The organism is Streptomyces tamarix, assembly GCF_032423885.1.
Taxonomy (GTDB): domain Bacteria; phylum Actinomycetota; class Actinomycetes; order Streptomycetales; family Streptomycetaceae; genus Streptomyces; species Streptomyces tamarix.
In genome coordinates this window covers 66728-81178 of the sequence record NZ_JAWCTQ010000034.1, presented here as the reverse complement: position 1 = coordinate 81178, position 14451 = coordinate 66728, and the positions used below count along the sequence as shown (strand labels likewise).

The 14451-nt window shown below is 72.7% G+C and carries 10 protein-coding genes and 1 pseudogene; 3 read left to right on the top strand and 8 right to left on the bottom strand.

Annotated features, from left to right (window positions below; translation table 11 throughout):
* Positions 1–2256 precede the first annotated feature (2256 nt).
* The 4 genes from RND61_RS23520 to RND61_RS23505 all read right to left on the bottom strand — a co-directional run bounded on the left by RND61_RS23520 (position 2257) and on the right by RND61_RS23505 (position 5040).
* Entirely contained in the window at positions 2257–2415 is a 159-nt protein-coding gene (locus tag RND61_RS23520; RefSeq protein WP_315880049.1) for a DUF6760 family protein, read from the bottom strand.
* A complete protein-coding gene (locus tag RND61_RS23515; protein WP_315880048.1) occupies positions 2412–2912 on the bottom strand; it encodes a hypothetical protein in 501 nt (166 codons plus the stop codon). The genes RND61_RS23520 and RND61_RS23515 overlap by 4 nt, the downstream gene beginning before the upstream one ends.
* Entirely contained in the window at positions 2912–3355 is a 444-nt protein-coding gene (locus RND61_RS23510; RefSeq protein ID WP_315880047.1) for a phage tail protein, read from the bottom strand. The genes RND61_RS23515 and RND61_RS23510 overlap by 1 nt, the downstream gene beginning before the upstream one ends.
* Before the next feature lie 89 nt (positions 3356–3444).
* The gene (locus RND61_RS23505; protein WP_315880046.1) at positions 3445–5040 is read right to left on the bottom strand and encodes a phage tail sheath family protein; all 1596 of its coding nucleotides are present in this window, start codon (positions 5038–5040) and stop codon (positions 3445–3447) included.
* Positions 5041–5287: 247 nt separating this feature from the next.
* Here RND61_RS23505 and RND61_RS23500 point away from each other — a divergent pair, with 247 nt between their 5' ends.
* Positions 5288–6661, top strand: coding sequence for an eCIS core domain-containing protein (locus RND61_RS23500; RefSeq protein ID WP_391653985.1), 1374 nt, complete (start codon positions 5288–5290; stop codon positions 6659–6661).
* 253 nt (positions 6662–6914) lie between these two features.
* Positions 6915–7310, top strand: a pseudogene (locus tag RND61_RS23495) (TetR family transcriptional regulator C-terminal domain-containing protein); the annotation flags it as partial.
* Positions 7311–7740: 430 nt separating this feature from the next.
* On the opposite strand, the gene RND61_RS23490 reads toward RND61_RS23495, so the two are convergent.
* On the bottom strand, positions 7741–7932 hold the full coding sequence (locus tag RND61_RS23490) for a hypothetical protein (protein WP_315880045.1): 192 nt from the start codon (positions 7930–7932) through the stop codon (positions 7741–7743).
* Positions 7933–8537: 605 nt separating this feature from the next.
* Positions 8538–9266, bottom strand: coding sequence for an RHS repeat-associated core domain-containing protein (locus RND61_RS23485; RefSeq protein ID WP_315880044.1), 729 nt, complete (start codon positions 9264–9266; stop codon positions 8538–8540).
* A 980-nt stretch (positions 9267–10246) separates the two neighbouring features.
* On the opposite strand from RND61_RS23485, the gene RND61_RS23480 reads away from it, so the two are divergent.
* Positions 10247–11623, top strand: coding sequence for a ricin-type beta-trefoil lectin domain protein (locus RND61_RS23480; protein ID WP_315880043.1), 1377 nt, complete (start codon positions 10247–10249; stop codon positions 11621–11623).
* A gap of 42 nt (positions 11624–11665) precedes the next feature.
* Here the strand turns inward: RND61_RS23480 and RND61_RS23475 are convergent, their stop codons facing one another.
* Positions 11666–13747: an AAA family ATPase gene (locus tag RND61_RS23475; protein ID WP_315880042.1), complete on the bottom strand. Its 2082-nt coding sequence runs from the start codon at positions 13745–13747 to the stop codon at positions 11666–11668.
* Positions 13747–14430, bottom strand: a complete 684-nt coding sequence (locus RND61_RS23470) for a DUF4255 domain-containing protein (protein ID WP_315880041.1) — start codon at positions 14428–14430, stop codon at positions 13747–13749. Before RND61_RS23470 ends, RND61_RS23475 begins: the two co-directional genes overlap by 1 nt.
* Positions 14431–14451 lie beyond the last annotated feature (21 nt).

Sequence of the window (14451 nt, the reverse complement as noted above, 5' to 3'; positions counted from 1 at the left end):
CCGCCGGCGGGGCCCGCCCGCGGCCGGGCGGCCGGGCGGGACCGGTGACAGGGGGTCGGTCTCCTGCGCCACCGCGGGGGAGACGCGCTGCACGTTCGGCGCCTGACGCCCGAGGGTGGCCGGGCCGGTGCCTCCGTCGCGGCCGGAGGCCGGGGAGTGCGCGGGCACGACCGGGGAGGCGTCACCGGTCGCCCTACGACGAGGTGCGGGGGCGTTCCCGGCCTCCCGGGCAGTCGGCGCCGGTTCGTCACCGGCGAGCCGGCGCGCCACGGGGGCGCCGAGACCGGGCCGCGGCCGGGAAGGTTCGGCGGAAAGCCGCTGTACGGCCTCGGCAGCGGGGCCGGAGGGACCGCCGCCTCCCGCGACCGGTGACCCGGGCCCCGTGGGCGACACGGCGGGGACGGCAGGCACGGTAGGCACGGCGTCGGACCGCGGGGCGGGAGAGGTGGCCCCGGGTCGCGAGAGGGCAGACGACTGCGGGCCGGGCGCCCCGGGCGTGTTCGTGCCGGTGCCGCGCCCTGCCGCAGGGGCGGTGGACGCCACAGCGGGGAGGCTCTGCGCGGAGGGCGCGTGCCGCCCCGGGCGGGGCGGCACGGACGGGGATCCCACTGCCGCGCCCGACCCGGCGGGCCGGCGCTGCACGGACGGCCCGGCCACCCCCGGCGGAGGCGACGCGACCATACCGCCCGGCACCGTGCCCGCCCCGGCCGATCCACCCTGTACAGAGGACACGGCCGTCCCCGGCCGAGACGGCCCCGAAGCCGCCGGCGACCCCGATGTGACCGGTCGGCGTCCCACGGACGGTACGACCGCACCCGGCGGAGGCGACGCGGCCACCCCACCCGGCGCCACAGCCGGCCCGGCGGGCCGGCGCTGCACGGACGGCACGACCGCGCCCGGCCGAGACGGCCCCGAATCCACCGGCGACCCCGATGTGACCGGCCGACGTCCCACGGACGGTACGACCGCACCCGGCCGGAGCGACTCCGGCACCGAACCCACCTCCGCCCCTGGCACGGACGGTACGGCCGCACCCGGCCGAGGCAGCTCCGGCACCGAACCCACCGCCGCCCCCGGGCCCTGCGGCGGGCGGGGGGACCCGGCCGCAGGGGAGGCCGCGGTGGGCGTCGTGGGCCGGGCCTGTGCCGGGGGTACTCGACGCAGCGGTACGGCCGCCGGGGTCGACTGCCGGGGCCGCGCGGAGGGCCGGGGCGTGGGCGGCAACGCGGAAGTGAGCGCCCGGGCCGGGGCGAGGGCGCGTACCGGTGGAGGAACCGGCCGCGTCCGGGAGGGCCCGGAGCCCGGGGCCGCGGAGGCGCGCTGGACGGCCGGCACCGGTTCGGTCGGGGCCTGCGGCGCCGCCGGGGGGCCGCCCGCGGGCGGCGTCGCGTCCGCCGGCGCGCCGGACGAGGACGCGCCGGGCGAGGACGCGCCGGGCGAGGACGCGCCGGGCAGGGGCCGTCGACGTGTCGCTCCCGTCGCCGGTCCGGCATCGGGGACCCGTTGCGGGCGAGGAGCCAGGGACGCCGGTGCTGCCGCCGACGCGGCCCCCGCCCCCTCGGGCACCGGGGCACCCGGACCCGCCTCAGGCGCCGGGGCACCGGGGCCCGTCACCGCTCCGGGCTCCGACTCCGACATCGCCGCCGGCACGGGGTTCGCCCCGTCCCGTGCCGGAGCACCCGGCCCCGCGCCGGAGCCGTTCCGCCGTACCGGGGCCCCGCCCGCGGCTGGCAGCGTGCGGCGCTGTACGGCGGGGGCGGTCGGGCGCGTGGCCGCGGGGGCGAGCGGGGTGACCGTGACGCCCGGCGGGGACCAGGGCCGCACGGGTGGCGTGTCGTCCGCGTCCTGCGGTGCTGCCACGGGCAGGGAGAGCGAGGGCAGTTCGAGTCCGGAGGCGGGCCGCGCCGCCGCGGTGAGTACGCCGTGGACGAGCCCGCCCGGCGCCCCGTCGAGCACGGCGTGCGACAGCGGCCCGGCGAAGGCCGGGCTCTGCCAGGTCGTGAGCCGGGCGCCGAACCCGGTGTCGGCGACGGGTCCCGCCGACGCCGCGGTCACACGCTGGATCGGCGGAAGCGCGGACCAGCCGGCGGGCCGGGCCGCACCCGATCCGGCACCGGCACCGGCACGGACGTTCGTACCCGTACCCGTACCGGCATCCGTGCCCGTACCGGACTGCGGCGGGGCGTCCGCTTCCTCCGCCGCCACCGCGCGTCGCCGCCGGCCGCCGTCCCTGAACCTGCTGAGGAGTCCCACGCCCTACCCCTTCGCCGAGGCGCGCGCGACGAGTCCCGCGATCTGTTCGGCGTACCGGCGGCGGTCGCGGTGTTCGAGGTTCAGGATCTCCTCCTGGCTCCAGTGGAAGTGGTAGGCGATGTACGCGATCTCCTCGTGGAGACGGTCGGTCGCGTACGTCACGATTCCCCCAGGCGGCTCCCGCCGAGTTCGACCTCGAACGGCTGCTCGCAGTGAGGGCAGGTGACACCCGCCCTGGTGTGGCCCTCGGCGTTGATCTGGCGGTAGAAGTCCTGCAGGAACGCCAGGTCGGAGGCGAACATGTTCTCCACCACCCCGTCGTGCACCAGCGGCAGCGTGCCGAGCCGGGTGATCACCCGGCCGAGCAGGACCACCGACAGGTAGGCCGGGTTCTCCTGCACGCGCATGTCGCGCAGCGGCACCAGCTCGTCCCGGGCGGTGGCGAGGCGCATGACCCCGTGGCGGTGCACGGTGCCGGACTCGTCGACGTAGCCGCGCGGCAGCTCGAAGGCGAACTCCGTCAACAGCCGCTCGGCCGCCGGGGCGGGAGCCGGGGCGGCGGCCTGCCGCTCCGCCTCCGTCCCGGTCCCGGGCGGGCCGTCCGCGAGCGCCGCGGCCGGACCCGCGCCCGCGCCCGCCCTGGGAGCAGTGCGCCGCATTACTCGATGACCAGTTCTTCGAACGTGATGGTCACGGTCTCGGTGAGCGCGGACGCCTCACCGGCCTTCACGGTGCTGGTGTCGATCTTGCTGCACCACGCGTTGCGCATGTTGTACCGCTTGACCGGGTTGTTCTGGTAGTCCATCACCATGATGGTGGCGTTCTTCCGCGCCGTGGCCATCGCGCCGTTCACCGACTCGTTGATCCACTGGTTGAAGGCCGCCGACTGCGTCATGCCGCGCACGACGGTGCACGTGCCGGCCTTCTTCACACCGGGCAGCTTCTTCGTGACGGGCTTGCCCTGCGCGGAGACCTGCTGGTACTCGATGACGTCCTGTTCGAGGCTGAGGCCGCTGACCTCGGCGAGGTACTCGACCATCACGCCGTCGATCTGGAGGCCGAAGTTGTGTGAGGTGAGGGCGTCACCCGGCTGGAGGCTCATCTGTTCTCTGTCCTTCTGAAGGGCTCACGGCCGATCCGGGGCCGGCCGAGCTGGGGGCTTGACTCCTACGGCGGGTGGGGGCGGGAGGGCTACTCCTCCAGCTCGCTGCTGCCGCTGGAGAACTGGGCCAGTCGGAAGATCACGAACTCGGCGGGCTTGACCGGCGCGATGCCGATCTCGCAGATGACCCGCCCGAGGTCGACCGACTCCTGCGGGTTGGACTCCTCGTCGCACTTGACGTAGTACGCCTCTTCCGGCCGGGCCCCGAAGAGGGCGCCGTTGCGCCACTCGTTGACCAGGAAGGCCGAGACGTTGCGGCGGATCCGGGCCCACAGCGCGTGGTCGTTCGGCTCGAACACCACCCACTGGGTGCCGATCAGGATCGACTCCTCCAGGTAGTTGAAGTACCGCCGCACGTTCAGGTAGCGCCAGGCCGGGTCGGAGGAGAGGGTCCGCGCGCCCCAGACGCGGATGCCGCGGCCCGGGAAGGCCCGGATGCAGTTGACCCCGATGGGGTTGAGCAGGTCCTGTTCACCGCGGGTGATCTGGATCTCCAGGTCCACCGCGCCGCGGACGACCTCGTTCGCGGGGGCCTTGTGCACGCCCCGCTCGAAGTCGTTGCGGGCCCAGACGCCGGCGACGTGGCCGCTCGGCGGGATCGTCCGGGTCTGGCCGGTGGCCGGGTCGAACGCCTTGATCCAGGGGTAGTAGAGGGCGGCGTACTTGGAGTCGTAGCCGGCGGTCTCCTGGCGCCACACCATGACCTGGCGGGCGTTCAGGCCGGGCGGCGGGTCGATGATGGCGACCCGGTCGCCCATCAGTTCGCAGTGTGCGATCAGTCCGAGCTGGACGGCCTTCACGGCCTCCAGGTCGATCGCACCGCGCTGGTAGGCGGCCATCAGGTCGGGCACGGCGACCATCGACACCTCGTCGACCGCCTCCAGGCCGCCGAAGCCGGTGCGGTCGGCCGAGTCGCCGAGGTACTCGGCGGGGCCCGGGTGCGCGGCGGGCGCGCCGGAGGGGACGGCGGGGGCGGCCGGGGCGGGGGCCGGGGCCGGCAGCGCCACGGTCTGGTTGTCGGGCCGGGCGAGCTGCGCGGCGGCCACCGCCTCCTGGACGGCGATGAGCCGGGAGCGCTCCTTGACCTGCGTGACGACGTAGTTGCGCCCGCCCTTCTTCGCCGTCACGTCGAAGGTCTCGGCGACCGTGTCGCCGTCCTTCACGATCAGCTTGAACCGCTCGGCCGGGCCGTCGCCCTCCGGGTCGGCGACCTCGACGCTCAGCGAGCCGGGGGCGACGGCGCTGACGGTGAAGGTGCCGAGCTGCCGGGGCTCCCCCGGCGGCAGTGCGGCCGGGGCCGCGGAGCCGGTCGCCCGGTCGCCGTCCGCGGGGGCCGGGCCGCCGTCGGACGCTCCCCCGGCCGTGCCACCGACGCGTACGACGTAGGCGGCCGTGCCGCCGTTGTTGAAGAAGCCGTAGACGCTGTGCGCGAGGTAGTACCCGTCGGTGAAGTCCCCGAAGGCCGCGACGTACTGGGTCCAGTTGGTCACCAGGGTCGGTGCGTTCAGCGGGCCGGTGGGCGCGAGCCCCACGAAGGCCGCTACCGAGGTCCCCACCCCTTCGATGGGACGCGAGCCACTGGCCACCTCCTCGACGTACACGCCGGGCGACAGGTAGGACGGCATGCTCTGCATCTCCTCGGGTACGCGACAGGACGGATTCCACCCTCCCGCGCACGGCGCGTCACCCGGAACGTCCTGCGGTACCTGCTCGGGGGCACCGCCGTTGCCCGCAGGGGCAGTTCGCCGCGCCCCCGGCACCCCCGCACGGGCCGCACCACCCGCGGGCCTGCCCCCGGGTCTGCCCTCAGGGCTCTCCCGCGGACCGCCACGAACGGGTAACGCTGGGATGCCAACCAGCGAGGAGAGCACCGTGCGCGCACACGAACAGCGGGCCGACCAGGCCGGTGACCGGGGCAGGAACCGCCCGAAGGCGCCGTTGACCACACCCGCGCTCCAACTCCTGGCGCTCCAGCGCGCGGCGGGCAACGCGGCCGTGGCACGGGCCGTCGCCGAGGAGCGCCACGAACACGACGCGCACTGCGGGCACGGGTCCGCGGCGCGGGACCCCGCGGTCCAGCGCTCCGCCGTGCACGAGGTGCTCCGCTCCCCGGGCCGGCCGCTGGACGGGCCGCTGAGGAGCGAGATGGAGGCGCGGTTCGGCGGCGACGACTTCAGCGGCGTACGGGTCCACACCGACGCGGTCGCCCAGCGGTCCGCGACGGAGATCGGCGCCAAGGCGTACACCTCGGGCTCGCACGTGGTCTGGGACGGCCAGGACAAGCACACCCTCGCCCACGAGCTGGACCACTACCGCCAGCAGAGCCAGGGCTCCGTCCCCGGCACCGACAACGGCTCGGGCCTGAAGGTCTCCGACCCGTCCGACTGGGCGGAGCGGCAGGCGGAGGAGACCGCCCGGCGGGTGATGAGCGGGGCGCCGCCGGTGCAGCGCGCCCGCGCCACCACCGAGGACCGGGGCGGCGGCGGCAGGGCGGCGGAAGCGGACGGGCACGCTCCCGTGCAGCGCGCCCTGGACACGGAAATGATCGACAGCGCCCGGGAGGCGCTCGGCATCACCGGGACCGTGAAGATCGTGGAGGTGCCGGAGGACGTCCGGGCGGACACCCCCTTCGCCGCCTACCCGGCGGGGCACTGCGTCGGCCTGACCGACCAGGACGGTCAGTTGAGCATCTACGCGCTGAACGGCGGCGATCCGGCGCAGTCCGCCGCCGAGGCGGTCAGGACCGCCGGCGGCGGCGGGTACTTCCCCCAGTACGGCATCATCGTCGCGAACAGCAATCCGTCCCCCGGCTTCACCGTCGCGCAGACCATCCAACACGAGCTGGGCCACCTCCAGCAGCACGAGGCCGGGTTCGACGTCGACATGTCCGGCGGCAGGCGGGCCCTGGTCGAGTACCACAACGTGCTGGTGAACGAGAACCGCCTCACGGGCGAGATGCGCAGCTTCTACACCACCGACGACAACACCACGCCCCAGTCGGTCAGGGAGAAGGCCGTGGCACAGGGGATCAACCTGCGCGATCCCTGGAAGGCGCTCATCGACTACCTCGCCCAACCCGGTGTCGACCCCGAGGGCTCGCAGAAGCGGCTGCTGGACGCGATCGTCGAGGAGCTCAAGGACGAGAAGTACGACGCGATCGAGGGCAGGGGGATGGCGAAGGCGCCGGTGCGCGAGAAGATCAAGGGGCGGATCGGCAGGATGTACTTCAACAAGCTGTTCGCCTAGCAGCCCACCGGCACCGCCCGGCCGAGTGATTTCGGTGTTCTCGGTGGCCGTAGGCGGTCAGGGAGCGTCTGACCGGGGCCGTTGGTGGTCGCCACGGTCACGACCAGCAACGACATCGGACTCAACCATCTAGCGGGCGGCTGCCGCGATTCGCCGGTGCGGGTCGACCGGGGTGAGGGCTCCCCCCGTTCGCTCCTCGATCCTGCGGGCGGCGGCCAGGCACAGGTCCTCCCGGAAGGCCCGCCCGACGATCGGCAGCCCCGCCCAGCCGGCCGCCACCGCTCTGGGCCACTCGGCGGCCGAGGTCGCGCTGCTGCGTGAGGAGCACACGCCGAGGCCCGCGTCCGGCTCGCCTTCGTCGCCCAGGCCGCCCGTCAGCGAGCGGCTCACCGAGGCACTACGGGTGGGTCACGCGGACCTGCAGGCGCTGTTCACCCGCCTGGTCGCCGAGGCCGCGCGGCAGACGGGAGAAGGAGGCGCACCGCTCGACGCGCGCCGCGAGGCCCGCACCCTGCTCGCCCTGGTGGACGGCCTCACCAGCCACGCGCTGATCGGCCACCTCGCCCCCGACGAGGCCGAGGAGCTCCTGCACACCCCTCTGGCCGGCCTCCGGGACCGGCTCGACGCCCGCCCGCCCGAGACGGCCTGACGCGCGCCCGTCCGAAGCGGTCCATGACGGGGCCGTTCGCGGCCCGGCCCCGGTCTGCGCCCCGGCGAGGGGTCGACCGGGGCCGCGGCCCCATCCGGACCGGAGCGCCTCCAGGGACGGGCGATCCTGGAGCCCAGTCGGCGCTTGAGCCTGCGCGGCGACTCCAGTCGATGGGCGGCCCGGTCGATCGGGCGGTAGAGCCGAGGCGGGCCGTGACGGCCGCCAGGGTGAGCCAATAAGACAGGACGAGCTGTGCCCGATTCGGTAATCACGCACAGCTCCAGCCATGAGGTCAGGCAGTGAAGCGGTCGATCAGGATCAGGACCATCCCGATGATCCCGATACCGAACCCGATGATGATGACTTTGGTAACTCCGCGTTGATTCATGAGTCGTAGTCGCAGACGACAGGAAAGGCGCTGCCGACAGGGTTAACGTACCCGCTTCCTTTTGGAACCGCACAAAGCATGGGATCCCATCGCAAGTGATGCTGCGCCGAGAGCCCCAATGCTGAACAGCAGCACCTTCTCCACCCCTTCGACCACGGCGCCCTGCACGAATGCCGTGACGGTGACTACCGCGACGACGAGTGTGAAGACACGCACCTTTGATTTGTTGCCCACGACCCCATCCTTGCGATCCCGGTTACATTCTGCCGATACGGCCGATACAGCCGAGACGGGATCCGATTTCGGCTCACCGCCCCGGCCGCACGTCACTTCCTCACTTCTCGAAGCTCATCACCCGTAGCCACACCCTTACAATTCGGCACGAGTTTGAACTGCGACGACTGGCCGAGCAAAGACCTGCTCCTCGTATGCCTTCACCTACGTCCTGGCCAACACAGGAAGTCGACCGATCACGAGAGAACAGATGGTTGGCAAGGTTTCCTCATATCGCCGCCGAGATGGTCAACAAGTTATTCGGCGTCACCTCGCGAGCGACCGCGACATAAAATCTGGAAATTTACTTACGCGAGCCCCTCCCACTCACCCTGAGGAAAACAACAAGGATCAACGAGACAACGGCAACAATTAGCGCAGTAAGCCAAACAGCCGCGACATCGATTGCATTTGGCGAAAAAATCACTAACGAAAGTGCAGACAGCACGAGAAGTGAAACAGATGCCGCATGGATCTTCGTTCGCTTCATTTCTTCTCCTTTGAATCTGCACGCCCGGGGCTCCGCTATTTACTTAGCGGAGCCCCAGATCTAGTGGTTTCGCGCGTCAGCACGCATTGTCGTCGTAAACGCCGCAGCTGACAGCCGCGACAAAGCTCGTCTGTGCAAGCGCCAAACCGATGCCTCCGGCTACGGTGAGAGAGGCCCCTCCGGTTGGAATGGCAGTGATTAGAGCGACTCCGGTCAAGACCGTCGACACCGTGTCCCACGCCGTCCACATGCCTGTGGGGTCAGTATTGTTGATGGGGTCGCCAGCGGCGTAGGCGTAGCGGTTTCCTTGTGCGGGGTCGGCGAGGAAGGTGAGGGGGTCTTGGGTGGTGAAGCGGCCGATAGCGGGGTCGTACCAGCGCTGGCCGTATTTGACGTATCCGGTGGTGCGGTCGTAGGTGCCGCCGACGAAGCGGTAGGGATTCTGGGCGGCGGCGGTACCGGTTTCCTTGGTGGTGCGAACGGCGCCGTAGGGGTCGTATTCGTACACCGTGGATTGGACGGTGGACTGGTTGATGAACTGGACTGGGCTTCCCAGTCCGTCGACGATGTAGTAGGCCTCGTAGCCGTTGGCCGTGCGCAGGGCGAGGGGCTGGCCTGTGGTGGGGTCGTGCTCGATGTATGCAGTGCCGGCGGTGAGCTTGACCTGTTCGATGACGGGCATGCCGTACTGGTCGGCGCGGCCGTGGACGTAGTCGACGCTTTCGCCCTCGTCCGTGGTCTGGTGGACCAGCTCGCCAGCGTATGTGTACGCGCCCGTTCCCTTGCTGGTTTTCGCGAAAATCACGCGTCCGACTCCGTCAACGCCACCAGTTGCGACAGCTCACCAGGCGCCGCGGCCGTGGCGGGTGTGATTCCCCATGCCATGATCGTCGCGGCCACCCCCGCCGCGACCGCCGCATGCGACCAGCGTCGCCCGGCCCGTAAGACAGACATCGAACCCCCCAGGTGCAAGAAGAAGCCCGCCCCACTAGCGGGCGGATACATCATTTGCACGCCGCGGGCACGGAGGGGGAAGTTCCGCAGCGGGGTAACGCAGGGAAACCAAAGCCACGGAGAGTGAAGTTGCGGATTTACATAGACCTCACCGAAGCATCGAAGATCCAATCAGCAATGATCAAGAAATTTTACAAAAAAGTCGAAAGATGCAGCCAAGGAGTTACTGCGGAAGGCTTCGCCATGAACCACGTCACAGAAATACTCGGCGCCATCCCGGGCACACGGGTGGAATGTATGCCCATCAGTGAAACGGACTCCCAGCCATGCCTCTTTGGTTAACGCTGCTCACCGTCCTCGCCGGGTGGACTCTCGCCTCCACCCTGCTCGGTCTCCTGCTCGCCCGTCAGATCCACCGCGCACCGACTCCGGGCACGCACCCGAGCCGACCTCCCCGACGGGGCAGGCGAACGCCGGCAGCACCGGTGTACCGGGCGGCGGAGGGACTGCGGGGCGTCGAGACGGCGGCACGGCGCGGCCCGGCCCCGGCCACCGGGTGTGGGAACGATGGACGATGAGGCCGCTCAGGTACGCGAGACGTCTCCGGCTCGCGGGTGCCGACGCCCGCCCCGGTCACACGCTCCCAGACCACCTACGGCCACCGAGAACACCGAGAACACCGAAACCCACTCGACCAGCCGTTCCCCGCGTCCCCTCCCGTGAGGAGCGGGCGCCCGCGCGAAGGCGGGGCAGGGTGCGCTGCCCCTGCGGGCAGCGACCATACCCCTGCGGCTCCTGCCCCGGCGTCGGCCCCGCGGCTAGCGTCCGGACGTGAGCCTTTGGACTTCTCTGGAACCCGCGTCGGCCACGGTGGACCCCGGTGGCACGACGACCGTACGCGTACGGTTGCGCAACACCGGGGACATCGTCGACGAGTACCGCTTCGAGCCCGTCGGCGACGTCGCCCCCTGGACGACGGTGGAGCCGCAGACCCTGCGCCTCTACCCCGGCACCACGGGCACGGTGGAGTTGACGTTCTCGCCGCCGCGGACGCCCGACGCGGCGGCCGGACCGCATCCGTACGCCGTGCGCATCACGCCGACCGAGCACCCGGAGGCCACGACCGTCCCCGAGGGCAACCTGACGGTCACGCCGTTCACGGAGGTACGCGCGGAGCTGGTGCCGCCGACCGTGAAGGGGCGGCTGCGGGGGCGGCCGAAGCTGGCCATCGACAACCTCGGCAACACGAAGCTGACGGCGTCGGTCAGCGGCAGCGACAACGGCGACGACCTCTCGTACGACATCCACCCCTCCAACGTGCAGATCGAGCCCGGCCGCGCCGCGTTCGTGAACGCGACGCTCAAGCCCCGCGAGATCATCTGGTTCGGCTCGAAGCAGCAGCGGCCGTACACGCTGGCCGTGCAGCGGTCCGGGGTGACACCGCTGGACGTCGAGGGCACCTACGTCCAACGCGGGTTCCTCCCCGGCTGGCTCGCCACCTTCCTCGGCCTCCTCCTGGCACTCCTCATCACCTTCGTGATGCTCTGGATCGCCTACAAGCCCCAAGTGCGCAGCGCCGCCCTGGAGAAGCCGGTGGAGGCCGGTGCCTCCGTACTGCCGAACCCCACCCCGTCGGCCCCGGCCGCGAGCCCTCCGGTGGCGGGGGCCCCCACCCCGTCGGAGCTCCCCGAGGAGGAACCCCCGCCGCAGCCGAGCCAGGACGCGGGCGAGGAGCCGGACACGTCGGGCTCGGCATCGGGCGGAGGGGACGAGGGCGGTTCGGGCGGCGCGCCCCAGCCGCCGGAGCCCGACGTGGTCGGTTCCCTGATCATCGGTCAGGGCTCGAACCGCTGCATCGACGTGCCGGACGCGCAGGACGGCATCGGCCGCGACGGCACCAAGCTCCACCTCTGGGACTGCTTGGGCAGCGCCAACCAGAAGTGGGAGTTCCAGGGCGACGGCACGGTCCGGGCGCTCGGCCTGTGCATGGACGTCGCCAACGGTTCCCGTGACGACGGGGCGCCCATCCAGCTGGCCCGGTGCAGCGGCAACCCGGCCCAGCAGTTCGTGCTGAGCGGCGCCGGCGACCTCGTGAACCCGCAGGCGGACAAGTGCGTGGACGCCGACGCCCACGGCACGGACAACGGGACGCGGCTCCTGCTGTGGACGTGCACCGGGCTGCCGAACCAGAAGTGGCGCGTGGAGTAGGCCGGGACACGCGCCCGTCGGGGCGGGGCGGGGGACGGACGGCTACCAGCCGCCCTCGCCCGGCACCAGGCGTCCCGTCTTGCGGTACTCGCGGCGGGCGCCCTCCAGCAGGTCGGCCGTGGTGACCGGCCCGCCGCGGCCCGCGGCGGCGTACGCCGCGGTGACGACGGCGCTGCGGATCGATCCCCCGGCCAGCTCGAAGTCGCGCGCGCACGCCCCGGCGTCGGTGCCGTCCGCGCAGGGCACGCGTGCGAGGGCGTGCCGCCACAGGGCCAGCCGCTGCTCCGCGTCGGGGAACGGGAAGTCGATCACGAGGTCCAGGCGCCGGGTGAACGCCTCGTCGATGTTGGCCCGCAGGTTGGTGGTGAGCACGGCGATGCCGTCGAAGGACTCCAGCCGCTGGAGGAGGTAGGCGCTCTCCATGTTGGCGTAGCGGTCGTGCGCGTCCTTGACCTCGGAACGCTTGCCGAAGACGGAGTCGGCCTCGTCGAAGAGGAGGACGGCGTCGGTCCGGTCGGCCTCCGTGAAGATCCGCTCCAGGTTCTTCTCGGTCTCGCCCACGTACTTGTCGACGACGGACGACAGTTGGACCACGTAGAGGTCGAGCCCGAGTTCGGCGGCGACGACCTCCGCGGAGAGCGTCTTGCCGGTGCCGGACTCGCCGGCGAAGAGCCCCAGCACGCCGCGCCCCCGGCCGCCCCCGGCGCTGAGCCGCCAGTCCCCGAGGACCCGGTCGCGGTGGCGGGCGCGCAGGGCGAGCTCCCGCAGTTGGGCGCGGGGCCGCTCGGGCAGGACGAGGTCCTCCCAGCCGACGTCCGGGCGGATCCGGCGGGCGTGCCGCTCCAGCCCGGACGCGGACTGTCGGCGGGCGGCCAGCCGGACGTGGGCGGCGGTCAGCGGTGTGCCGTCGAACGCGGCGAGGTCCAGGGCGGCGCGCGCGGCCCGGGGGACGCGGTCCGCGCCGAGGCGGTACGGGGCGACCGTGGCCGCCAGGTCGAACCCGGCGTCCCCCGCCGCGTCGCCGAGCGCCGCCGCCCAGACCTCGGCGGCGCCCGCGGGCAGCCTCGGTGCGTCGAGGACCAGCGGGTCGCGGTCACACCACTGGGGGTCGTACGGTCCGGTACCGGTGAACAGCACCGGCACGTCGTCCGCGGCCAGCGCCCCGAACAGCGGACCGGCCTCGGCCGGGAGCGGTGACACGACGAGCGCCCGGCCCTGCAACCGGGCCTCGCGCAGCAGCGCGGCGAAGGGCTCCGCGCCGGTGTCGGGGCCGGGGGCGGTGAGGGCGGGCGTGTAGTGCAGGGCGTCGAGACCGGCCGCCGCCAGCGCCGCCGCGGCCCAGACGGGCCCGTCGCCCTCCCGGTGTTCACGCAGGTGGACGGTGAGCGGGCCGGCTGCCAGCCGGTCGGCGAGCCTGCGGGTGAACTCCTCGTCGTACGGGCCGGGGGGAGCCGCGAGCGGGCGTACGCGGCCGGCGAGCGCGGCGTCCGGGGTGTCGTCACCGAGGAGGTGGGCGACGAGCCGGTCGGGGACGCGCAGGGAGCGGCTCAGGAAAGGTCGTTCGGGCTCCTCGACCTCGACCAGCCCGAGGGCGGACAGCGGTGCCGCCGGGTGGAAGAGGCCCCGCGCCCGGGGCCGGTGCGCGGGGAGGCCGCAGAGGTCGAGGGCGAGCCCGATGGTGGCGCGGCGCCTGCTGACGTCGTCGTTGAGGTAGGCGTACAGCGGCTCGAAGTCCCGGTCGAGGTCGGGCGCGAGGGCGATGAGCAGCAGTTCCGTCTCCAGCTCCCCGAGCCCGAGCCGCGCGGCGAGCCGTGCCGGCCGGTCCGGGGCGGAGGCGGAGGCGTCGAGGGAGCCCGGGGAGGCGCCGTGGGCGTCCCGCTCCGGGCCGTGTCGTCGCACGTCGGAGCCCAGTACGTGGCGTACGGCCTCCTCGGACAGGTACAGGCCGCGCAGGGGGTCCGTGGCCGTGGGATCGCCGGCGCCGCGGAACTCGACCAGCCGGGCGACCCGCTCGCGCAGCCGGGCCAGGCGGGTCAGGAGCGCGGCGGCCGGGTCCGGCTCCGGGTGGAGGGCGGGGCGGTCCGGCGCGGACCCGGCGGGGTGGGTGGAGGCGTACGTCGTCATCACCGCGTCTTCCCGCTCGCGCGCCCGGTGCCCGGGAGACCGGCGTCGGCGCCGGGGGTGCCGGACGCCGGTGGCCGGTGCCGCCGCTCCGGCGAGCCTTCCAGAGTGCCGTCGATTCCGCGTACCCGCACCGCCGCGCCCTCGGTGACCGGCGGCCCGGCGTCGTACTCGGGGAACGCCGGGAAGGGTGCGGTCACCACCACGTCCAGGGACGGTTTGAGTTCGCCGCCGAGCGCGGACCAGATCTCGGCCAGCGACCGGGACTCGCTCTGGATCCCGGCGACGGTGAGGGGGACGGACAGCCCCAGCGCGCCCAGCGAGCCGGGCAGTTCCTCGGGGGGCAGGACCTCGCGGGGCAGCAGGGTCGCCAGCACCGCCGACAGCAGGCGGTGTTCGTCCTGGGGCTGCTTCGTCCAGGCGGTGACGAGGTACGACAGCCGGAACCAGCGGGGCGGCTGGCGCCGCTTGAGGACCGCGCCGCGTTCGTCCCTGACCGGCATCGTGCCGCGCTGGCGGCGGGTGACGTCTTCGCGGATGTCGTACAAGTAGGCGTTGATGGCGGGGGCGTTGCGCCGGGCGGCCCAGTCGCGGGTCGGGGCCTCCAGGGAGACGTCGATGCCGGATCCGGCGAGTGCGCCGCCACCGAGCATCCCCTTGAGGACGTCGTCCACCTCATGGATCACAGAACGCGCTCCCGCCTCGCC